18 protein-coding genes and 3 pseudogenes are annotated in these 21,913 nt (G+C 57.0%); 6 read left to right on the top strand and 15 right to left on the bottom strand.

The window, feature by feature from the left end:
- Nucleotide 1: 1 nt before the first annotated feature.
- Nucleotides 2-994 (bottom strand): transcriptional regulator FtrA, encoded by a 993-nt coding sequence (gene ftrA / locus AAEZ09_RS12675; protein WP_350599643.1) that lies wholly within the window; start codon nucleotides 992-994, stop codon nucleotides 2-4.
- A 101-nt stretch (nucleotides 995-1,095) separates the two neighbouring features.
- Between ftrA and AAEZ09_RS12670 the strand changes: the two genes are divergently transcribed.
- From AAEZ09_RS12670 to AAEZ09_RS12660, 3 genes are all read left to right on the top strand, one after another.
- Complete coding sequence (locus tag AAEZ09_RS12670) at nucleotides 1,096-1,530, top strand: rhodanese-like domain-containing protein (protein ID WP_350599642.1); 435 nt, start codon at nucleotides 1,096-1,098, stop codon at nucleotides 1,528-1,530.
- Nucleotides 1,531-1,767: 237 nt separating this feature from the next.
- Nucleotides 1,768-2,547 carry an L-arginine-binding protein AotJ gene (gene aotJ / locus AAEZ09_RS12665; RefSeq protein WP_045059728.1) on the top strand — a complete coding sequence of 260 codons (780 nt, stop codon included), beginning with the start codon at nucleotides 1,768-1,770 and terminating at the stop codon, nucleotides 2,545-2,547.
- A 70-nt stretch (nucleotides 2,548-2,617) separates the two neighbouring features.
- Nucleotides 2,618-3,730: a succinylglutamate desuccinylase/aspartoacylase family protein gene (locus AAEZ09_RS12660; RefSeq protein ID WP_045059729.1), complete on the top strand. Its 1,113-nt coding sequence runs from the start codon at nucleotides 2,618-2,620 to the stop codon at nucleotides 3,728-3,730.
- A gap of 157 nt (nucleotides 3,731-3,887) precedes the next feature.
- Here AAEZ09_RS12660 and AAEZ09_RS12655 read toward each other — a convergent pair whose 3' ends face one another.
- The 9 genes and pseudogenes from AAEZ09_RS12655 to AAEZ09_RS29425 all read right to left on the bottom strand — a co-directional run.
- Nucleotides 3,888-4,220 (bottom strand): cupin domain-containing protein, encoded by a 333-nt coding sequence (locus AAEZ09_RS12655; protein ID WP_350599641.1) that lies wholly within the window; start codon nucleotides 4,218-4,220, stop codon nucleotides 3,888-3,890.
- Nucleotides 4,221-4,402: 182 nt separating this feature from the next.
- On the bottom strand, nucleotides 4,403-5,137 hold the full coding sequence (locus AAEZ09_RS29440; protein WP_414704667.1) for a methyl-accepting chemotaxis protein: 735 nt from the start codon (nucleotides 5,135-5,137) through the stop codon (nucleotides 4,403-4,405).
- A gap of 123 nt (nucleotides 5,138-5,260) precedes the next feature.
- Nucleotides 5,261-5,428, bottom strand: a pseudogene (locus AAEZ09_RS29435) (HAMP domain-containing protein); the annotation flags it as partial.
- 2,012 nt (nucleotides 5,429-7,440) lie between these two features.
- A complete protein-coding gene (locus AAEZ09_RS12645) occupies nucleotides 7,441-7,860 on the bottom strand; it encodes a group I truncated hemoglobin (RefSeq protein ID WP_045060532.1) in 420 nt (139 codons plus the stop codon).
- Nucleotides 7,860-8,723: a DUF3034 family protein gene (locus AAEZ09_RS12640; RefSeq protein ID WP_045060533.1), complete on the bottom strand. Its 864-nt coding sequence runs from the start codon at nucleotides 8,721-8,723 to the stop codon at nucleotides 7,860-7,862. Before AAEZ09_RS12640 ends, AAEZ09_RS12645 begins: the two co-directional genes overlap by 1 nt.
- Before the next feature lie 5 nt (nucleotides 8,724-8,728).
- The gene (locus AAEZ09_RS12635) at nucleotides 8,729-11,086 is read right to left on the bottom strand and encodes a putative bifunctional diguanylate cyclase/phosphodiesterase (protein WP_350599639.1); all 2,358 of its coding nucleotides are present in this window, start codon (nucleotides 11,084-11,086) and stop codon (nucleotides 8,729-8,731) included.
- Complete coding sequence (locus AAEZ09_RS12630) at nucleotides 11,070-11,753, bottom strand: methylamine utilization protein (protein ID WP_502947580.1); 684 nt, start codon at nucleotides 11,751-11,753, stop codon at nucleotides 11,070-11,072. Before AAEZ09_RS12630 ends, AAEZ09_RS12635 begins: the two co-directional genes overlap by 17 nt.
- 274 nt (nucleotides 11,754-12,027) lie before the next feature.
- Nucleotides 12,028-12,555, bottom strand: a pseudogene (locus AAEZ09_RS29430) (methyl-accepting chemotaxis protein); the annotation flags it as partial.
- A gap of 600 nt (nucleotides 12,556-13,155) precedes the next feature.
- A pseudogene (locus AAEZ09_RS29425) lies at nucleotides 13,156-13,668 on the bottom strand (MCP four helix bundle domain-containing protein); the annotation flags it as partial.
- 1,156 nt (nucleotides 13,669-14,824) lie between these two features.
- Here AAEZ09_RS29425 and AAEZ09_RS12620 point away from each other — a divergent pair.
- The gene (locus AAEZ09_RS12620) at nucleotides 14,825-15,541 is read left to right on the top strand and encodes an alpha/beta hydrolase (protein WP_045060537.1); all 717 of its coding nucleotides are present in this window, start codon (nucleotides 14,825-14,827) and stop codon (nucleotides 15,539-15,541) included.
- 2 nt (nucleotides 15,542-15,543) lie between these two features.
- Here the strand turns inward: AAEZ09_RS12620 and AAEZ09_RS12615 are convergent, their stop codons facing one another.
- Together AAEZ09_RS12615 and AAEZ09_RS12610 are read right to left on the bottom strand one after the other, a co-directional pair.
- A complete protein-coding gene (locus AAEZ09_RS12615) occupies nucleotides 15,544-16,113 on the bottom strand; it encodes a DcrB/PsbP domain-containing protein (RefSeq protein WP_045060538.1) in 570 nt (189 codons plus the stop codon).
- Between the two features lie 98 nt (nucleotides 16,114-16,211).
- Nucleotides 16,212-16,997 (bottom strand): hypothetical protein, encoded by a 786-nt coding sequence (locus AAEZ09_RS12610; protein ID WP_205894241.1) that lies wholly within the window; start codon nucleotides 16,995-16,997, stop codon nucleotides 16,212-16,214.
- A gap of 156 nt (nucleotides 16,998-17,153) precedes the next feature.
- On the opposite strand from AAEZ09_RS12610, the gene AAEZ09_RS12605 reads away from it, so the two are divergent.
- Nucleotides 17,154-17,690, top strand: a complete 537-nt coding sequence (locus tag AAEZ09_RS12605) for a chalcone isomerase family protein (RefSeq protein ID WP_350599636.1) — start codon at nucleotides 17,154-17,156, stop codon at nucleotides 17,688-17,690.
- Between the two features lie 173 nt (nucleotides 17,691-17,863).
- Here the strand turns inward: AAEZ09_RS12605 and AAEZ09_RS12600 are convergent, their stop codons facing one another.
- From AAEZ09_RS12600 to AAEZ09_RS12590, 3 genes are read right to left on the bottom strand one after another with little or no spacing between them, the layout of a single operon-like run.
- On the bottom strand, nucleotides 17,864-19,045 hold the full coding sequence (locus AAEZ09_RS12600) for an acetyl-CoA C-acetyltransferase (RefSeq protein WP_122839164.1): 1,182 nt from the start codon (nucleotides 19,043-19,045) through the stop codon (nucleotides 17,864-17,866).
- Nucleotides 19,046-19,056: 11 nt separating this feature from the next.
- The gene (locus AAEZ09_RS12595) at nucleotides 19,057-19,722 is read right to left on the bottom strand and encodes a CoA transferase subunit B (protein ID WP_045060542.1); all 666 of its coding nucleotides are present in this window, start codon (nucleotides 19,720-19,722) and stop codon (nucleotides 19,057-19,059) included.
- Nucleotides 19,723-19,759: 37 nt separating this feature from the next.
- A complete protein-coding gene (locus AAEZ09_RS12590; protein ID WP_350599635.1) occupies nucleotides 19,760-20,458 on the bottom strand; it encodes a CoA transferase subunit A in 699 nt (232 codons plus the stop codon).
- A 348-nt stretch (nucleotides 20,459-20,806) separates the two neighbouring features.
- On the opposite strand from AAEZ09_RS12590, the gene AAEZ09_RS12585 reads away from it, so the two are divergent.
- Nucleotides 20,807-21,703, top strand: coding sequence for a LysR family transcriptional regulator (locus tag AAEZ09_RS12585; RefSeq protein WP_045060545.1), 897 nt, complete (start codon nucleotides 20,807-20,809; stop codon nucleotides 21,701-21,703).
- The last annotated feature ends 210 nt before the right edge of the window (nucleotides 21,704-21,913 follow it).

Below are 21,913 nucleotides of genomic sequence, written 5' to 3'. Positions count from 1 at the left end.
GTCAGGCGCCGTCCATGCCGGCCCCTTCGCGAGCAAGCCCACGCCCAAACCGCTCCCGATACACCGATGGCGGCACCCCCACGACACTGCGAAACGCCACCCTGAAGCTTTCTACCGACCGGTAACCGCAGCGCTCGGCAATCTGCTCGGTATTCTCCCGGGTGCCTTCCAGCAACTCCCGCGCCCGACCCACCCGTTCATGTTGCAGCCAGGCCTTGGGCGACAGGCCGGTGGCTTCGGTGAAGCGGCGCAGGAAGGTGCGCTCGCTCATGGCCGCTTCACTGGCCAGGTCGCGCACCTCCAGCGGCTGGTGCACGCGCTCGCGGGCCCATTGCATCACCCGCGAAAGATCACTGCGCGCCGCCACACTGACCGGCGCCGGAATGAATTGCGCCTGGCCGCCGGTGCGTTGGGGCGACATCACCAGGCGCCGCGCCACCGAGTTGGCGACCTGGGTACCGAAGTCCCGGGCGACCAGGTGCAGGCAGGCATCGATACCGGCGGCACTGCCGGCCGAGGTGATCAGTTGGCCTGCATCGACATACAGCACCTGCGGGTCCACCAGAATCTCGGGAAAGCGCTCAGCCAGTTCGCTGCTGTAGCGCCAATGGGTGGTGGCGCTGTGGCCGTTGAGCAAGCCGGTGGCCGCCAGCACGAACACCCCCGAGCAGATCGACAACAACCGTGCGCCCCGTGCATGGGCCTGGCGCAAGGCCGTCAACAGCGCCTCGGGTACCGGGGCACTGCGGTCGCGCCAGCCAGGGATGATGATGGTGCGGGCCTCTTGCAGCAGATCCAGGCCGCCATCGGCCAGCACCCGGATACCGCCCGTGGCGCGCATCGGGCCCGGGTCCACGGCGACAATGCAGTGGGTGTACCAGGGGAAATCGAACTCCGGCCGGGCAAGGCCGAAGATCTCCACGGCAATTCCGAACTCGAATGTGCACAGGCCATCGTAGGCCAGGATCGCGACCGATCCAGGGGCGGAATGCATTTGGCGGAAACTTCCCGGTAAGTGTCTTGTGCGCCACTGTAGCCCGAAGCGAGCTGTCGATAAAGTCATCCCACACCCCTCAACACCCAGGACTACTGCCCATGACCAGCCTCGTTCGTGAAATCCCCGCTGCACCCTCGGCCATCGCCCTCATGCATTTCAGCAATCGCCTGACCTTCGAGACCGATTGCTCCGACGTCTACGGCAGCCAGGCGGCCGGTGAAGTGGATTTCATCCTGGTCGACGTCCGCGGGCCACGGGCGTTCGAGCGCGGTCATGTGCCGGGGGCGATCAATATGCCGGGGCGATTGCTGACGGCTGAAAGCCTGGCGCACTACCCCAAAACCAGCCTGTTTGTGGTCTATTGCGCCGGCCCGCATTGCAATGGCGCGAACAAGGCTGCCGTGAAGCTGGCCGCGTTGGATTACCCGGTCAAGGAGATGATCGGCGGGGTGACCGGATGGCTGGATGAGGGATTTGCCCTGAATGTTGCCGTGCCGCGCGTCGTCACCCCGGGCATTGGCTGCGAATGTTGAGCCCGCCAGCAACCCGATAAGTGCACCGCGCCACCCGGCCATTTGGCCAGTTGGCGCGGATCGTCCACACCGGATCATCACGCTGATCATTCTTGCAGTGTTCTTGTAAATATTTGTCGCCTGGACGTAATTTAACGGCTTGTAGCCGCTCTAGACTGCCGGCCACTTCGGTTTTTTCCAACCGAAAGCGACCAATCGAACGCTGCCAATAAAAACCTCCGCACACAGGAGTTGTGAATGAAGAAGCTAGTGATGTTCGGTGCCCTGGCACTGTCGATGCTGTCCCTCGGCGCCGTGGCTGATGACGCCAAGCCGATCCGTATCGGTATTGAAGCCGGCTACCCGCCATTTTCCATGAAGACACCTGACGGCAAACTCACCGGTTTTGACGTGGATATCGGCGACGCATTGTGCGAGCAGATGAAGGTCAAGTGCACCTGGGTCGAGCAGGAGTTCGATGGCCTGATCCCGGCGCTGAAGGTCAAGAAAATCGACGCCATCCTGTCGTCCATGACCATCACCGACGACCGCAAGAAGAACGTCGATTTCACCATCAAGTACTACCACACCCCGGCACGCTTCGTGATGAAGGAGGGCAGCGAGGTCAAGGATCCGCTGACCGAACTCAAGGGCAAGAAAGTCGGTGTGCTGCGCGCCAGTACGCATGACCGCTTCGCCACTGAAGTGCTGCAGCCTGCCGGCATCATCCTGGTGCGCTACGGTTCGCAGCAGGAAGCCAACCTGGACATGGTGTCCGGTCGCCTCGACGCGATGCTGGCCGACTCGGTCAACCTGGACGACGGTTTCCTGAAAACCGACGCAGGCAAGGGCTTCGCGTTTGTCGGCCCCACCTACGAAGACGCCAAGTATTTCGGCGGCGGCGCAGGTATTGCAGTGCGCAAGGGCGATACGCAACTGGCGGAAAAATTCAACACCGCCATCACCGAGATCCGCGCCAACGGCAAGTACAAGCAAGTGCAGGACAAGTATTTCGATTTTGACGTTTACGGTCATTAATCAAACCGTTTAAAAAAGTGGCAACCGTTGGCGCGGTTGCCATTTTTTTTTGCAAACGCAGGAGTTCTTCATGCAACGCATCGACCATTCACTGCCCTGGAGCCACCTGGGCACCGAACGCACCCTCAGTGTATTTCGTTATGGCGAGGGCACGCGCAAGGTGTACATCCAGGCCAGCCTGCATGCCGATGAATTGCCGGGCATGCGTACCGCCTGGGAACTGAAAAAGCGCCTGGGCGAACTCGAGGCCCGGGGGCAGCTGCAAGGGGTGATCGAACTGGTGCCGGTGGCCAACCCGATTGGCCTCGATCAGCATGTGCAAGGCAGTCATATGGGCCGCTTTGAACTGGGTAGCGGCAAGAACTTCAACCGTTCGTTCGTCGAACTGAGCGCACCGGTCGGGCAATTGATCGGTGAGCGGTTGGGCACCGATGCCGGCGCCAATATCGCCCTGATTCGCCAGGCCATGGTCCAGGTGCTGGACGGCTTGCCCGCCCCCATGTCGCAACTCGAAGCCATGCATCGCCTGCTGCTGCGCCATGCCTGCGATGCCGACATTACCCTCGACCTGCATTGCGATTTCGAGGCGGCGATTCACCTGTATGCCTTGCCGCAACACTGGCCGCAGTGGCAGTCCCTCGCGTCGCGATTGCAGGCCGGTGTGGCACTGCTCTGCGAAGATTCCGGTGGCAGCTCGTTCGACGAGTCCTGTTCGTCGCCCTGGTTGCGCCTGGCGCGGGCGTTCCCTGAAGCGGCTATTCCACCTGCCAACCTGGCCACCACACTGGAACTGGGGAGCATGGGCGACACCCGGGTCGATCAGGCACAGGCCAATTGCGAGGCAATACTGGGCTTTCTCGCCGAGCAGGGTGTGATCAAGGGCCAATGGCCGGCAGCACCGGACACATGCTGTGAAGGCATGCCATTCGAGGGCACCGAGTATCTGTTTGCGCCTCATCATGGCGTGGTGAGCTTTTTGCGCGAAGCGGGCGAGTGGGTTGAAAAGGGCGATCCTTTGTTCGAAGTGGTGGACCCGTTGAATGATCGGGCTACCACGGTGTGTGCCGGGACCAGTGGCGTATTGTTCGCCATTGATCGCGGGCGGTACACCCAGCCCGGGACATGGCAGGCGAAGGTGGCGGGGCGCGAGCCGATTCGGGTCGGGAAGTTGATCAACGACTGATAGCCCGGTTCTGCGGTGGGTGCAAGTCCGCTTCGCGAGCAGGCTCGCGATGGCGGCTTGGACAACACCGAATACCTCACAGTGTTAGGCTTCACCCCAATCCTGCATTTTCTAGACACCCGCCTCTTTGACATGCTCTTGCTCTTGCTCCTGCCTTTCAAGCAGTTACAGCCCGCTTTTGTGTACCATTTTGAATGACGATGTCGCCCGCCTTCACGATGCGGCTCTTACCGTTATCCAACTCCAGCCATATCTCACCCTCCAGAATAATTCCGTAATCGATGGTGGCTGTGGTGTGCATGCCCGGATTTTCCGGTTCAAAGCTTTCGATCAAGCCAGGCAACGCCGCCCCCAACTCTTCATAGGCCCGGACACCATCGATGGGGTTCTGCATCACCGAGTCCGGTGGGAAATCGAACATGGCGATGCTGGTACCGCCCTGAGGATTGACGTTAGCCAAAACGAGTGAGATTGTGCCGGTATGTGGCATTTCAGGTGCCCATTTTGGATTGATTCGGCATCATTGCCCTAAGCGTTGGGATCGGGACGGTGTGTTGGGCGGACGGTTACAATGGATCGTCCTTCCCTTCGATATCAAGCTTCGAGAGGGCGAGGTATGCGAAGCCGTTCAAGAGTTTGCAAGGTTTCTAGAAAACCTGGGCCGATTCAGGATTAGAGTTTGAACTGATGCACAATTTTCAATAAACGCTCGGCGTCTCCGCCGCTTTCGCGTCCGCGCTTAAGAGTGCTTTCCGCTAGCGCTGCAGTGGTGTTCGCGACGACCGACACACTGCTGATTCGTCGATTAATTTCATCGGTAACCATGGCCTGCTCATTTGCAGCTTGAGCTATCTGTAGGCTCATGTCTGATACAGAAGACACCAGTCCGCTGATTCGTTGTAGCGCCTCGCCAGCGCTAATCGCCTGCTGCACGCCGCGCTCCGCGAAGATACGGCTATCGTCCATTACTTCTACGGCTTGTTTTGAAGCTTTTTGCAGGCGGTCGATCATGCCGTTTATCTCTTGAGTAGACTTTTGCGTTCGGCTAGCGAGCGTACGCACTTCGTCAGCCACTACGGCAAAACCACGACCTTGCTCGCCTGCACGAGCGGCTTCAATGGCTGCGTTAAGAGCCAGTAAATTGGTTTGTTCGGCAATAGTACGAATCACCTCCAGTACCCCACCTATCTCGCGTGAATGGCTTTCTAGATCGAAAATCACAATCGCAGCACGACCCACTTCATCTGCAAGGGCGCGAATATCGATGATAGTTTCATTGACGACGGTGATCGCCGCTTGTGCCTGCTTATCGGCATCTTGAGTTTGAGCCGCGCTGGCTTGGGCGTTTGTAGCCACGCCCTGCACGTTGGTGGCCATCTGATTAGCCGCCGCCGCAACTTGTTCCACCTCGACTTGCAGATCCGTAGCACTGCGCTGAGACGCGCCAGCATCGCGGAGCAATTGTTCGGCGGAGCGCTCCAGGCCCGTTGAAACATCTGCAACTGTGGTGATTTTGAGGCGTAGGTTTCCAAGGAACGCATTGAACAGCTCGATAACCTGTCCAATTTCGTCATTTCGATTCGATTTGATAGTGCGGCTCAGGTCGCCACTACCGTCATTCAACGCGCTCAGAGCCTTACTCAAAGACTGCATGGGCGGTAGTACCCGATTGGCAATTAACCACAATGCCCCAAGCATAATGACCAAGACCGTGCTCCACGCGATGAGGTTAGTGGTTCGAATCATTGTGCGCTCAGCCTTACTGTCAGTTAGCTGCTGACGATATAGCTTATCCAGCGGCTCACTAAAAGCGGCAAAGTCGGAAATAACTTTTGCTGAACGCAGGTCAAAGTCTTCCATGACTTTATCTCCATCAACTTTATTACGGGCATAGGCCTGCACCATGAGCATACCGGTACTGTTAAGCTGCTCAAGTGGAGTGCGCAAAGCCTGAATACGGCTGGAAAGGCTCGGAACCATGGGCGTAAGTTCATCAAGTAACTGAAGCGATGCGGTGTAATATTTCTGCGCATCGTCTAAGGGTTCAGCGTCTTGGGTTAGGCTGGCATCAGTATAAAACTGTTGAATTTGTGCGCTGTCGTAACGCAGTTCTTGGGTTGATTCAAGAGCGGTTCCTAACTGCTTGCTATTGAGCTCCATGTCATCGAGGTCATTGATTTGGGTGTGCATTAATAAGGTCAAACCCACTGCGGTTGCGACCAAGCCTGCTGCACAGAAAACCATCAAACGAGAAATACTTAGCGTCACAGAGTTCTCCAGTATTGCAAAGGAAATAAGAGCGTGGCTCGCGCGCTTGCGTCTGAGGCGCACGTGCAAGAAGTTTCCTACATTGTAATCGGCATATGACGTGGCCAAGACGTCGCACTGGAGATGGCGCGCGTCTACCTGTTACTGAACGCAAATTAAGAGTATCAACAACAATGGCTTGGTGTTGGTGAATTTACTAATATCAGATACCACCTGACAGGTTGAGGTGGATCTCTCTAAACCTAAAATTGCCGAGCTTCTTAACTTGGCGATTTTTAATGGAAATAGTTGAGCCTGCTTTTTACAATTTAGGCCGTTTGCCATCCCTGAGTTTTAGCGCTGACACCTCGCAGCGATTTTCTCTACAGCGGCGTCACCCGTCAGCATGGAATATCCATTTCAAATCGGGGCGTACGCAGCATAGACGTTCAACTAACGAGAGGAGCGGCAGTGATGCCCCCCATTTCAGTGCAATTACTCAAAAACCTAGGTGGGCAGTTGGCACTCCATCGGGTCGAGTCTAGGATTGCAATCCAGCGGCCATCTGCAAAGCTCGCATGCAATGACGACTGCATCTGATCGAGATTGGCGCACAAAGCCTTGGCGCCGAACTCAGCATGCCTAATGTCAAAAAAATACCAGCTTGGCGTCCTGGCCACGGCGTTGCACAATTTTTATTTCTTGGCGGAGCAGTGAGCATTCACCCGCAAAATGCATCACTAGATGCCATTGGCCATTATTGTACAAAGCTTCCAATGTTGTATAGGTATTGTACAAGGTATTCCGAAATATCTGGACTTACAATGGGCGTCACTGTTTTATTCTGAGTAAACGGTGATGCCCGGCCCTTGGATAGCTCAGCCGTGATCTCGATTGCTCTCATCGCTGGTAAATCCAGCGCGGCAGAGGCGGCAGTTAGCTGCCGGCCCAGCACAAATTCGTACCTGACAAAGCTCTTGCCTGGGGTAAAGGGCAACTGTGGCAGAGGAGGCCGGTGCGGTTGCTGAGTCGGGTATGCGGTTATGCCGATGTGCTTCTGTACCGTAATCGCTAATGAAATTCGTGTCATGTGGCTTTATGTGAAACGAAGAACAGTGAGCCATTTCGTCAAGCAGTGCCCCAATGGGCTCCGGCCGGTGAGGATAATCACCCTGCGCATAGGCTATTCGCATTCTGTAGCGGACAATGCGATTTACTATTTGCTAAAGCTACTGGGGTAACAGAGTGGTGCTTGAGCACTCAGCCAATCGAGTTATTTCCCATGATGCGGTGTCTTATTCCCTACTTCATTCGGGAATCGCCTCCGTGCACAAGGCTGGGAGTGGGCGGGAGACCTCTCATCCATAAATGAGATAGCCGATGGTTGCGCATTTACGGACGTGAGATAGCATCGCTCCATCACTTCCCTATACGATTAGCAGAACTCTAAGCGAATCTCCGGCTCACTTTTCAATTACTTCCCCGCGCATAGGGGCCAGTCGCGCAATCAAACGATTCTGCACCGGCACCGCGATCCCCAGATCATCCATCGCTGCAATCAAGTCTTCGACCAGCGCATTGAAGTCACTGCGGCTGACATTTTGCCCCCTGTGACTCTCGGCCATGCTGTCACCGGTATAGGTACAAGGGCCGCCCGCTTCAACACAAAATTGCTCAATCAATTTGTCCCGTAGCCGCTGGATATCGATCTTGCGAAACCGCTCAACGATTCGCTCGTCCCGAGCAATGTTTAGCAGCATGCCCTCAACAATTCGAGTGATCCCCAGATGTGCGCCCAGGGCTTGATAAAGGCTGTCATCCTTAGGAGCTTTTTGCGCACAAGCACTCAATAGCAAAACGAGAAACAGTGGCAACAATCGCATCAGAAACTTCCCTGCAAGGACAGATATGTGCCGTTTTGGTTATCTAGCGTGGCGATCTCCCCCAGGCGTGCATAGGCCAGGACCACCGACATATGCTTGTTGGGGAAATATCCTAAAAACAGATCCGCCCAATCGCTTTCCCCGGCGAACGACAGGTTGTCCGGCTTCTGCCGGTACTCGACGCCCAGCGCCCAGTGCGGGTTGAACAGCACGGCAATCGACCCCTCCTTGAGCACACTGCGAGTGTCTCGACGGTCACCACCAAAACCCAGCAACCCGGTTTCATTGGCGCGGCTGTACCGCAGGCTGCCATTGACCAAGAGGTTGTAGCCAAATGCTGCGCCCATGAACAAGCGACTTGCGGCTATATATCCCTCAGTGTCGCTGTCACGCTGAGCGTCAACCAGGCTCGAGATCAGAAAATCGCGCTGATGTTTGTACTCCAACCCTAGCGACACCTGCGGGAGATCGTCGTAGATCACGTCACCAAACAAACGCACCTTTAGCCCGAGTACGTCTTGGCTTAGGTTATCTTCAGGGAGATTCAGTTTGCTAACCAAAGACCCCAGATCAAAACGCTGCCGGGCGAAAGACAGCTCGATACGGTTGTCATAGGCCAAAGCTAACCCAGCAACATCCAGCCGATAGTCCGGCAAATTGACCGTAGTAGCGAACGCGGTCGCGTCCCACTCGTTCTTTTCGCCGTAGCCAGTAAGTATTGCCCAAGGTGTAATACCTCCGCCTGCTGCACCCTCGAGGCTACTGGCACCACCTGTGGCAATCAGCCGTCCATTATCAGCGAGGGAGGTTTGGAGGCTCAGGCCGATGAGACAGCCGATCAGCAGAGAGAAACGATAGGTCATGGCGATCAATGAACAATGGATGTATGAAAGTTAAGAGGCAAGGCCACCCAGGCTTCAAATGCTGCGGCAGTAAGTGGCCGACTGATGAGATAACCCTGCGCCGTATCGCAGTGCCAGCGTTCGAGTAAGCGCAGGCTGTGTGCATACTCGACGCCTTCGGCAACGACCTTAAGACCAAGGTTATGGCTCATTTCGATGGTCGAGCGGACGATCACGGCGTCCTCACTGGTTTCATCCAGGTCACGGACGAAGGACTGATCAATTTTCAACTCCTGTACAGGGAGTCGCTTGAGGTGAGCCAAGGACGAGTAGCCAGTACCGAAGTCATCCACCGACAAGCTAATGCCGCAATCACGCAGTTGATGCAGGACTTTTAATGCACGCTCCGGCTCCCGCATGACTGCGCTTTCGGTGATTTCGAATATCAATTGCTCCGCTGGCAGGCGGTAGTTTCGTAATAATGCCAAGACGCGAGCGGCCAGTTCATCGCTAAGTAAGTCATCGGCGGAAATGTTTAGCGAAAGCTGCAAGCAAAGACCCCGCTGATTCCACTCGGAGAGTTGGCGCATCCCCTCGTTGATCACCCAATTAGTAAGCACTTGGATGCTTGCAGTACGTTCTGCCAAAGGAATGAACTCAGCAGGCGAAACCATTCCAAGTTGCGGGTGCTGCCAGCGCAATAAGGCTTCGGCTTGGCGGACGTGACCTTTACGGATATCCAACTTCGGCTGGTAATGCAGTAGAAGCTCGCCTTTGCTGGCAGCGTGGCGCAGGTCACGAATCAGAGTGATCTGTCGACGGTGGGCCAAGTCACGCCCGTGTTGATAAATTTGTAAATGGCCGGGCAACTGCGCAGCGTCTTTCATGGCAATGGAGGCGCGTTCCAGTAGCGTCTGCGCGCTTTGCCCATCAGCGGGAAATGCCGCTATACCGAGTCTGCAATCCAGAGCCAAATCGTGACCGTTGATATGCTGAGGCTTAAGCAGTAATTGCTGAATCCGGTCAGCTACTGCGACTGCCGCATCACTGTCGAAGCCATCAAGCAAGAGCAGAAACTCGTCGGCGATCAGATGCGCTACCGTATCACCGGGATGCAGCGATTCCTGTAGGCGCTGACCGGTTTGGCGGAGCAACTGATCAACCGTTTCAGGGTCGGCTGTTTCGTTGATAGACCGCAGGTTTTGAATGCCCAAGACGATCAATGCCATCGGTCGTGTTGCGGCAATCGCGCTGCCTAATCGCTCTACTGCTAAAGCGCGGTTGGGCAAGCCAGTGAGGGGATCATGCAGGGCGTTGTGAGCCAGTTGCTGTTCACGCTCTGCGATGCCGCGCTGCATAGAGTTGACTGCTTTGGCCAGTAATCCGAATTCGTCACTTCTCCTTAGTATTACGGGAGTTTGATAATCGCCTTGGCCGATTCGCTCCGCTGCTAGGGCCAAAGATCTAACGGGTTGCGACACACCTCGGGCCAATAGGAGAGCCCCCGCTAATGAGGCAAGCAAGGCTATCAAGGCAATGCCAAGGATTTTTTCATCAAGGGGAGCAAACGCTCGCATGGCAGCATCGAGTGGGCTTTGCAATAAAGCTATCACTTGACCGTCATATCCATCCGCGCCGCCAGCCAACACCAAGGACTGGCTCAGGAAATTATTCTCCAAGTGCTCCGTCAGCTGAACCGCGTCGCGCATAGACGTGTTAAGCATCAGCCCTGTGATACTTGGGCCAAGAATGTCAGGTTGGGTGCTGACGAGTGGCCCCGGCTGTTGTTTATCCACTGCCAGAAACGACACTTCAAGATTGGTAAGCGAGCGCAACTCCCGGGCAAATGCACTGTCCATGCTGAAGCCCATCACCACCCTGGCAATCGGTAGAGGCGCGAGCACTGTCGCTTCAACAAGCAAGTGGGGCTTACCCTGCAGTGGCACGATCAACATAGTTTGTTGCATGCGCCGGGCTTCGCGCAGAGCTTGGTCGAAACGAAACAGCGAGCCATCCGCCACATCGTCGAGAGTGCTAGCGAGAACTGTTCCATCCATACTGAGTAGAATCATGTCACTGGCGTTGATGCGCTTGCCATGATTGAGCAGCACCGAACGTATGGTTGCGGAATCTCTGCTGGCCACCGCATCGCGAAAACCGAAGTCGGCTGCGAGTAATTGCACTCCGTCTGCCAAGCGTCGCCCTCGCACCTCAAGCAGGCGTTCGAAGACTCGCGTACCGACGTCCAGTTGAGTATTGGCCTGGCTACGCACCGCTGAGTTGGTCGCAACCTTTACGCTGAAATAAAGTGAGCCAATCACCACCAGTAAAAGCAGGATCAGAACTGCGGTAACTTGAGCCTGAAAACTATTGCGCAGTTTCACGGGCAGCTCGCTTGAACGCGTCGCCGAAGGTACTCGGTGCAGGTGCGGTTGGAGCGTTCGTAGACAAAGGCTCCAGGGTGAGGTTAAAGGTCTGCTTGAGACCGTCGACAGGTACTTTTATAGAACCTGCACTGAGCGGCTGCATGTCTTTGAGTTGTGGATGCCAGAGAGTGACCTGGTAAACACCGACGGGAAGGTTATCAAGCGTCAATTTTCCTTGAGCGTCAGTGACGCCAAAGCGCGGATCGTCAGTGACGTAAACGTAGCCAAGCATCCAGTCATGGATGTTGCATCCAAGCACCACAACACCAGTCTTGTCGAACAGGACTGGGTCGGACGGTGTGCCTTCGTAAAGACGTAGCTCGAAGCGTTTTGCCGGCGAGAACGAGTAGACCTGATGGCGGATGTTGTCGCTGTTTGGGAACTTGATAGGCGTACCGGTATGCACTGCCAGCACATGCGGGGCGAACTGTTGAGAGCGCTGATCCATATCGGCGTTTCGATGAGCTGAGGGCTGGCCAATTGGCCCTTGAAGAGTGAGCACCGCGTCGGACAGCGGATTGCCGTTTTGCTCGTTTATTTCGACCTCAAGCTTGGCTATACCAGCCCAAACATCAGCACATATCAAAGCTGTAACTAGCGAAAGAAGCGAGCAAATCCTGGCCATACCGATTCCAAGCAAAAGCGATTTTAGTGGGCAGTCCTTGCCGGAGAGATAAGTAGGTGCCGATAATTGCTCAGCTGAAGCCAAATGCCACCATCAAATTTGATTCGACATGGCATCAATAGGCGGCCCGCAAAATGCGTGCTCTGTGCAGCGTATCGACCAGATAGGAAAAACCTGAATAGCTGTGCATTTGAAACCACCTACCACTGGTCTTCTCTAGCAGCATGCGGCGATGTGATCAGGGAAGTGCGCTGTTGTGGGGAATTGGTAGCGTTTAAGTCACTCTAAAAAATGCGACCTTCTGGGTAAGGCGATCAGCTAGCTGCGCTAACTCCTGACTGGCCGTCGCAACTTCTCGAGAGCCAGTTGCCGATTGCACCGTTGAGCTATGGATGCGCGTGATATTTTGCGCAACGTCTTCGGCCACCACGCTTTGCTGGACAGATGCGCTGGCGATTTGTGCATTCATGTGGTTTATGGCGCCGACTTGCTGGCTAATTTTACCTAGCGCCGCCTGGGCATTGCGGGTTTGCGAAACGGTGTGGCTTACCAGTTCGCAACTATTACGCATGGTTTGTGCAGCAGTTTCAGTTCCGCTCTGCAGGGTACCGATCATTTCGCGAATTTCCCGCGTCGACTCCTGAGTTCGATTAGCTAGAGAGCGCACCTCATCGGCCACAACCGCAAACCCTCGGCCATGCTCACCTGCTCGGGCCGCTTCGATGGCAGCGTTAAGCGCCAATAGGTTAGTTTGCGTGGCAATTGAATTGATTACCTCGATCACTATTTCAATCTCTTCGCTGCGCTTGGACACCTGCTCTACGGTATTGGTGGTTTCAACCAGTGTGTCCGCCAATTGTTCAATAGCGAGAGTGGTGTCCGCAACGACGCGATTTCCGCTTACAACTTCAGCATCGGCTAGACGCGTCGCGTCCGCTGCTTGAGAGGCATAGCCTGAAACTTCATTGACCGTTGCCGCCATTTGCGTAATTGCAGTTGCCACCTGCTCGGCTTCACGGGTCTGCAGGCTGATTTGATTGTTATTGGTGGACGATGTGGTCAACAGTTGCCGAGATGAATTGTTGACCTCTTGGGCCGCTATACGTACTTCACTAATGGTATCAGCCAAACGGCTAAGAGCAGTTTTCAGAACGCCCATCACGCTGTTCGGATAATCGGTAACGATCACTTGTTGCAAATCGCCTGCGGCCAACCGTTGGATAGCCTGCGCAACCTGAGTCGGCTCAGCGCCCAGCGTGGACTTGACGAAGCGGATGATAGAGATTGCCAGGATGATGCTCAGCAGCAGTGCTATGCCGGTTGCCATGAGCATCAGTCCTCTAAACTCACTGGCAGTGGCCTGTACAGCAGTGAGTTGGCTCTTGATCGAGGCTTCTTCGTAGTCAATCAGTGCGTTCACGCGTTTCAACCACTCGCTGTATTCACCTGAGGTCTGGCGCAGCAGCAAAGCTTGTGCTCCAGAGATATCTCCGGCGCGGCGCAGGGCGATTACCGATTTAGTGGAAGCGAGCGTTTGCGTTTCGATATCTTTAATCGCTCTTAGCAGCTGTTGCTCCTGCGATGTTACACCAGCAGTTGCGAATAGCTGATCCATTGGTGTTGCTGAATCGGAGTAGGCCTGTTCTAGATTGGTAACTTCGTTGAGATGGACGGCTAAGTCTTGATCACTATCCACTAATACTGCGTCCCGAATGGCAATAGCTCGGTTGTGCACGCTCCCCCGAAAGTTAATAGCGTAGCGTTGAATTTTCGCCGCATTTTCGCTCACGTGTTCCAGGGTGGAGTGGATAAAGCCTACCCGTTGAATGCCCACGGCGGTGATTAGGATAAGCAACGATACAATTACGGCGAAGCCAAGGCCTATGCGCGAGGCTAGTGAGATTGAGTTTTTCATGGGCGGAGCTCTTAGATAGACCCTGTACGGGCAGGACTTGGTGCTTCCATTTTGCTATCCGTGTCAGGGCTACTGGTGTACCGCTACCGCCCATTTGAAAGTTACGACAGCCTGGCTAGGCACTAGCGCAGCAGAGGATGCTAACCGACTGATGGCAGAGTGACATACATTGCTGAGAACCTATACAAGAATTTCATTTTGTATAGGTATTTTCTCGTTTCGCTGAGTGAAGGCCTTGCAGCCTGTCGCAAGCTGGTTTAGAGAATGCACCAACATAGCTAGCAGATCGGCTCGTGAAAGCTGCGTAGCCTGATGAGGGAGCTGGGATTGGCTAGCGAGAACTCCGGCTCTTATGCTTAAAAGCGACGGTGAACATTTCCTGCGATCCATCCAATCGACTCATGTCCGGTCGTGCTTCTCATCGGAACCTGACTGCGCTCGCTTGCGAGAGTGGCTCATAGCCGCTAATGGTGATGAGTTGCTTGGAGAGGGCGTGAAGATGATTTCGAGATTTGCTGTTGTCCCTGCAATCCCAACGGAAACGGGATCAATGCGTAACGGACGTCAGCGCTTCCTTGGCGGCTCCCAGCGCGAAGACAAAGAATCGATGCATCTTCTTCAAGTCTTTTATTGGCACAACCTGCTTGGGTAGAATCCCGCTTCAGGATCGACAGACTGAGTGGGCACTCGACCGCCCACTGCACAGTTCAAACCTTCGGCAAACACCGTAGGCAAGGCAGTGATGCCTGATTTGCCGTTTTGAGAAGTCTACATACGCTCGCCTTACCCTGACCCCAATTGCTCTGTGCTTGCTTCTTTCGGCGTGTGGTGAGCACACCGCGCCCGACCCCAGGATCGACCGCCCACCATTGGTGAGTACTGCTCCTGTCAAAGCCAACCAGCAATTACGAGAGCAGAGATTCACGAGCATCATTGCCGCGAGAGTCGAAAGCTCCTTTCATAATTTTGACTAACGGGTAGCCGATATCTTGCGTCACCCCGTGCTTGTGTGTTTGGCAGAGCGGGTTCAGAGTACTGCCCATCAAGTCATTCCAAGGTTGAGTGTCAAATTGTTTTCTACCTATTTGAGATTAATGATTTTTTCTTTCTTATTAAAATCGTCGTCTAGAAAAAGAGCTCCTGTGAAGGAAGGTTTATGTTGAAGTTTTTCGCTCTGCTGACACTCCTGGCGTCCACCGCCGTCCACGCCCAAACCCCGCTGCAAGCCGATCTGCCGCTCCAATACCTGGAGCAGACCCACGCCGATTCGCGCAATCTGCCCCTGGTGATTTTCCTCCACGGCTATGGCAGTAACGAGGAGGACCTGTTCGGCATCAAGGATCAATTGCCCGAGCAGTACAACTACCTGTCGGTACGCGCGCCGATGGTGATGGAAGAAGGCAGGTACCAGTGGTTCCGCCAAAAAGGCCAGGGTGCCTACAACGGCGAAACCGATGACCTGAAAAACAGCAGCCAGGTTTTGCTGGACTTCATCACCCAAGCCGCCAGCAAATACCGCACCGCACCGAACAAGGTGTTCCTCGTGGGCTTCAGCCAGGGTGCGATCATGTCCTACGAGGTGGCGCTGCGTCATCCGCAGGCGCTGGGAGGCATTGCAGCGCTGAGCGGGCGTATCCTGCCGGTGCTCAAGGCCGAGCTCAAACCCGATGAAAAACGCCAGCAGCTGGCGATCTTCATCGGCCATGGCACCGCAGACAAACGCCTGCCTTACGTCGATGGCACAGACGCCAACAGCCTTCTGCAAAGCCTGTCGCTCAAGCCCCAATTTCATGCCTATCCGGGGGTGGGTCACAGCATCAGCGCAGCCGAAATGCAGGACTTGAACGCCTGGCTGCAAAGCCTAAACCCTTAGGTTTATTTACCGCTGAGCATCCGCTTGATCAGGGTTTCATGCGCCGCCATGTCGCCGGGCCGGGAAATCACCCGGACCACCGCCATGTGGTTGCCGGAGGCCGCCATCAGCGTGGTGTTGAGGGTTTGCCCACCACCCTGGGTGGCCGTGCTGTCGACCTGGCGCACACCCAGACCAGTGCTTTTGAGGGTCAGGCTTTTCTCGCTCAACTTGTTGTAGTCGGGGAGGGCCTTGCGCTGCGCCGCGTCAAAGTCCGCCGCAGTACCGTCGAGAAAGGCGCCGTCATTGTCCTTGACCTTGAGACCCTCGGGCAGGGTGTTTTCTGCGGCGATCACCACGGTCTTGGTGGTTTCGTTGGCGTACATGGTCCCGCTGGCGCCCGATGAGCTGGCCGGCAATGGCGTGGCGACGAAGCCTTTGGGCAGGGTAAAGATGAACTTGCCGCCCAGCATCGACACCTTCTGCGACGATGCGGAACTGCTGGTGGCCTTGGCCGCCTGAGCATTCAGGGCCCCCAGGCTGGCAGCGACGGCCAGCAACAGGACAACGGCTTTGTTGCTCAACAATGACATTCGGGATCTCCAGGGGTTGTCGCGCGTCAGCCGCGATCGGTTCAGACGCGATCATCCCATGCCACGTGCAAGTCACTCCAGTACCGGTGCTCGGCCAGTCACTCGTCGCAAGCCTGGGCGCGCACGCTGACCGCAGGTTTTGCCAGCAGGCGCCGGGTCACACCGAGCATGGCCACCGAGACCGCGACGCCGAGGGCAAATGCGCTGAGGCCCATTGTCGGCAAGGCCAGGGCCAGGACCAGGCAAAAGGCGGCAAACGAATACATGCCAGTCGCCGTGGCGCGCAGCAACGCAGCCGTGAACGCCGGCCCACGGGTTTGCTGGGAGAACACGGCCATTACGCTGCCGAGCACCGGGAACACCGCCAGCAGGCCGCTCCAGCGCTCGCCCACGGTACTTGCCAACAAGGTGACCGCCAGTGTCAGCAGGGCACCGGCGACCATGCGCCATAGCAGTCTGTCAGACTTGGGGGCGGTGCCTGAGATCACGGGCTGCACCGACGGAAACAGATAAGGCGCCGCCAGCAACGCGCTCGCAGCGGCGATTGTGGAAAACACCAGGGACGCGGGGATCGACGATAACACCACCGCCAACATGGCCCACACGGCTAACGAAAGACTTAGCGCGGTCGGCCAGTTGCTGCGCTGTGCGACCTGGGCATAGGTGACGCAAAAGGCGATCATCGCGAACATGGCCGATAACGCGGCGGTGGCCGAGCGGGCGGCGAATGCTTCGCCTTGTTCGATGGCCAGGAAGAACAGAATCGGCCCGACCACCACTGGCAGTCCTGACAGCCACCCAGCTACGCTGGGGCCCCAGCGTTTGCCCGCCAGGGAGATGAGTAGCAGAAATCCGGGAATGACCAGCAGTTTGAGCAATAGCACGCACGCGTCTCCATCCTGTGTGAGACTGCCACGTTAGCATGCGCCGGACGGATTGTTGTATAGCTTTGCGGTTTTTGTATACAACATTCAAAGCTTGTACAGTTTGGGTTTTGGCGTATAAATTTTGGGCATCCTCTGCGCTGAATCGAGCCCATCATGAACCGCTCCCGATCCATTCTGCGTCATAGCTTGTGGCTGCTGGCCTTGTTGGCCGGTCATGCGCTGGCCAACTGGCAGGAGGCTTTGCCTGGGGCGCGGATCATTGGTGCCGGCGAATTTCGCTGGTTTGGTTTTGATGTCTATAACGCCCGCCTGTGGAGTGCAGCCAAGCCTTTGGCGAGCGACCAGCCGTTCGCCCTTGAACTCATTTACCAGCGCAAGATTTCCCGGGACGACCTGGTTCAGGCCAGCGTCGATGAAATCAGGCGCCTGTCAGGCGAGTCGGTGAGTGCCGCGCAACTGGAGGCATGGCAGAAGCAGATGCAACAGGCATTTGTCGATGTGCAGGCCGGAACGCGGATCACCGGGGTGTATCTGCCGGGGCAGGGGGCACGGTTTTATGTCGGGCAGCGCTTGCAGCACGAGGTGAACGACCCGGCATTCGCCCGGGCGTTTTTTGATATCTGGCTGGACCCGCGAACACGCAATCCGCAGCTGCGCGAGCAATTGATGGGCGTAGCCAACTCCCCGTAGGAGCTGCCGCAGGGGGATGTTTTATTGATGTGTAGAGCACGGGGATCGTTTTGTTGATGTGGAGCAGGGGATCGTTTTGCTGATGCGTGGAGCCCGGTGCGACAGGTGTCACACCGGGTGTGTTGCCAGGCTGCGCGGTTCTTCGTGGGTCCCCGCGCCGCCTGTTGAATGCTTTACGCCCGCTCTATGGCCAGCGCCACGCCCTGGCCGCCACCGATGCACAAGGTGGCGAGGCCTTTCTTGGCGTCACGCTTGATCATTTCATGCAGCAAGGTCACCAGCACCCGGCAGCCCGATGCGCCAATCGGGTGGCCGAGGGCGATGGCGCCGCCATTGACGTTGACCTTGTTCATGTCCCAGCCCAGGTCCTTGGCCACCGCCAGGGATTGCGCGGCGAAGGCTTCGTTGGCTTCGATCAGGTCAAGCTGACCGATCGACCAGCCGGCCTTGTCCAGGCAGCGGCGAGTGGCCGAGACCGGGCCGATGCCCATGATCGCCGGATCAACGCCCGCATTGGCATAGGCAGCAATTTTTGCCAGCACGGGCAGCCCCAGGGCTTTGGCTTTTGCCGCGCTCATAAGCATTACGGCCGCGGCGCCATCGTTGAGCGACGAAGCATTACCGGCGGTCACCGAACCGTCTTTTTTGAACGCCGGGCGCAGTTTGCCCAGGGCGGCGGCGCTGGTGTCGGCTCGCGGCTGCTCGTCGGTGGCGAACGACAGCGGTTCACCCTTGCGTTGGGGAATCAGGATCGGCGTGATTTCATCGACAAAACGTCCGCCTTCAATGGCGGCCGAGGCTTTCTGTTGCGAGGCCGCGGCGAAGGCATCCTGTTGCTCGCGGGTCAGGTTGTACTGCTCAACCAGGTTCTCGGCGGTGATGCCCATGTGGTAGTCGTTGAACGCGTCCCACAGGCCGTCGCTGATCATGGTGTCGACGATTTGCGCGTGGCCCATGCGCAGGCCGGTACGGGCGCCGGGCATGACGTAGTTGGACAGGCTCATGTTCTCCTGGCCGCCGGCGATCATCACCTCGGCGTCGCCGCAGCGAATCGCCTGGGTGGCCAGGTGCAGGGCCTTGAGGCCCGAACCGCAGACCTTGTTCAGGGTCATGGCTGGCACGGTAAACGGCAGGCCGGCCTTGATGGCGGACTGGCGCGCTGGGTTCTGCCCGGCGCCGGCGGTCAGCACCTGGCCCATGATCACTTCATCCACTTGCGCCGGGTCGAGCCCGGTCTGCGCCAGCAACTGACGGATCACTGCGGCGCCCAGGTCCACGGCGGACACACTGGCCAACGCACCCTGGAAGCTGCCAATGGCGGTACGGGTGGCGGCTACAATTACAACGTCTTGCATGGAATTATTCCTCACTGCGCAGCGAACTGCATTTCCGGAACGTGATCAGGCACGATCAGTTTACCCGCGGTCTTGGCGACGATTTCCTCGACGCTGACACCCGGTGCGCGCTCCTTGAGAATGAACGCGCCGTTTTCGATTTCAAGATAAGCCAGGTCGGTCAGCACGCGCTTGATGCAACCGGCGCCGGTCAGCGGCAGACTGCATTTTGCCAGGAGCTTGGACTCACCGTCCTTCGAGGCGTGGGTCATGATGACGATGATGTTGTCTGCACCGGCCACCAGATCCATGGCGCCGCCCATGCCCTTGACCAGCTTGCCGGGGATCATCCACGAGGCGATGTTGCCTTGCACGTCGACTTCGAAGGCACCCAGCACGGTCAGGTCGACATGCCCACCGCGAATCATCGCGAAGGACTCGGCAGAGGAAAAGATCGACGCGCCGATGCGCGCGGTCACGGTTTGCTTGCCGGCGTTGATCATGTCGGCATCGATGGTTTCTTCGGTCGGGAACGGACCCATGCCGAGCAGGCCGTTTTCCGACTGCAGCATGACTTCCATGCCTTCGGGGATGTAGTTGGCGACCAGGGTCGGGATGCCGATGCCCAGGTTCACGTAGAAGCCGTCCTGCATTTCGCGGGCGACGCGTTGAGCCATTTGTTCGCGGGAAAGTGCCATTGTTGTTATTCCTTCAATTCGGGCCGGGGGCAGGTGATCACTTACGCACGGTGCGCTGTTCGATGCGCTTCTCGAACGTGCCGCAAATGACCCGGTCCACGTAGATGCCAGGGGTATGGATCTGCGCCGGGTCCAGCTTGCCGGGCTCGACGATTTCTTCGACTTCGACCACGGTGATCTTGCCGGCAGTGGCCGCCAGCGGGTTGAAGTTCTGCGCGGTGTGGCGATAGATCACGTTGCCGAAGTGGTCGGCTTTCCAGCCTTTGACGATGGCGAAGTCACCGGTAATGGACTCTTCCATCAGGTACTGGCGACCGTGGAATTCGCGCACTTCCTTGCCGTCGGCAACCGGTGTGCCGACGCCGGTGGCGGTAAAAAAGGCTGGAATGCCAGCGCCGCCAGCGCGCATTTTTTCCGCGAGGGTACCCTGGGGCGTCAGGACGACTTCGATTTCGCCTTTGAGCAGTTGGTCTTCGAACAGTTTGTTCTCACCGACGTACGAGGCCACTACTTTGCTGATCTGCCGGTCTTCCAGCAGCACGCCCAGGCCAAAGCCGTCGACGCCACAGTTGTTGGACACCACAGTGAGGTCGCGTGTGCCTTTGCGCTTGATCTCGGCGATCAGGTTTTCCGGAATCCCGCACAGACCGAAGCCGCCGGCGATGACGGTCATGCCGTCTTCGAGACCTGCCAGCGCTTCTTCGTAGGAACTCACACGCTTGTCGAAACCTGCCATATGCACCTCTTTTATTCTTTATGGGCGGCTGGCTAGCCGAATGACTGAAGTGTCTCGCCGCAAGATTGATTTGTTAAGTTGATTTTTAGCAAGTATTAATAGATAAAACTCACTAATAGAGTTTTCCATTTTCCAAGGCCACTCTGCACTGAGGGAGCAAAACTTGCTCGCGATAGCCATTCCAAGGGCGCCATCGCAGGCAGGCCAGGCACCGACACTTGCTACAGCCACCCTGCACTGTGGGAGCAAAGCTTGCTCGCGATAGCCACTCCAAGGGCGCCATCTCACGCAGGCCATGCACCCACAAGCTTGCAGCTCACACTCTCGAGATTCCAGGAGCCAAGCGACATGACCGTCAAACAGATCCGCGCCTTCCTCGCCGTCGCCCAGAGCCTGAGTTTCGCCGTTGCCTGCGAGCGCCTGCACCTGTCGCAATCAGCACTGAGCCTGACCATCAAGGCGCTGGAAGAAGGCCTGGGCGGGCGCTTGTTTGCGCGCAACACCCGCAACGTCGCACTGACCGCCGAAGGTGAGGCTCTGGTGCCCCTGGCGCGGCGCCTGATCGCCGACTGGGACAACGCCGAGGATGAGTTGCGCCAGCGCTTCACCCTGCAACGCGGGCGAGTCACGCTGGCCGCGATGCCCTCGTTTGCCGGCAACCTGTTGCCACCGATCCTCAAGACATTTCGTGCGCGTTACCCCAAGGTCAATGTCACGGTAAATGACGTGATCAACGAGCAGGTGCTGGAAATGGTGCGGGATCGACAGGTCGAGCTGGGTGTGGCGTTTGAGCCAACCACCAGCTCGTCGCTGGCCTTCACACCGCTGTACATGGATCGCTTCGTCGCGGTGGTGCCCCTGGATTCACCGCTGGCCCGGCTTGACGATATCGCCTGGAAGACCCTGCTGCAGGAACCGTTCATCACCCTGCAGCGCCCGTCCACCGTACGGGTGATGCTCGAGGAGCACCTTCAGGCGCGTGGAATGAAATTGCCGGTGGAGTTTGAAAGCCATCAGCTGGCAACGGTGGGGCGTATGGTCGCAAGCGGGCTGGGCGTCAGCGCGGTCCCGGCATTGTGCGCCGGGCAGATGCGCGAACTGGGTGCGCATTGCCTGACCCTGCATGACCCGGTGATTGAGCGGGCGATCGGGGTGTTGACCAAGCCTGGGGTGGAGTTGTCGGCGGCGGCGCAGGCGTTGTTTGATGTGCTGAAGCAAGAAAACGCGGGTCAACAATGTTCATGAACTGAAGAGCGTCCAGGGTGGGAGCAACTGTCTTCCCCCTGCCACATCAATATCGAATCTGCAGACGCCATCGCGGGCAAGCCCGGCTCCCACAGAGATATCTGCCGTACACAAATGCTGCGCCCACCACAAAAAACCCTGTGGGAGCTAGCCTGCTGGCAGATGACAATCTGCCTGTCACATCAATGTCGAATCCGCAGACGCCATCGC

Origin of the sequence: Pseudomonas sp. 65/3-MNA-CIBAN-0223, from assembly GCF_040310425.1 — a bacterium.
Taxonomy (GTDB): Bacteria; Pseudomonadota; Gammaproteobacteria; order Pseudomonadales; family Pseudomonadaceae; genus Aquipseudomonas; species Aquipseudomonas gregormendelii.
The sequence above is the reverse complement of the archived record's forward strand: the minus strand, read 5'-3'. Positions and strand labels throughout refer to the sequence as shown.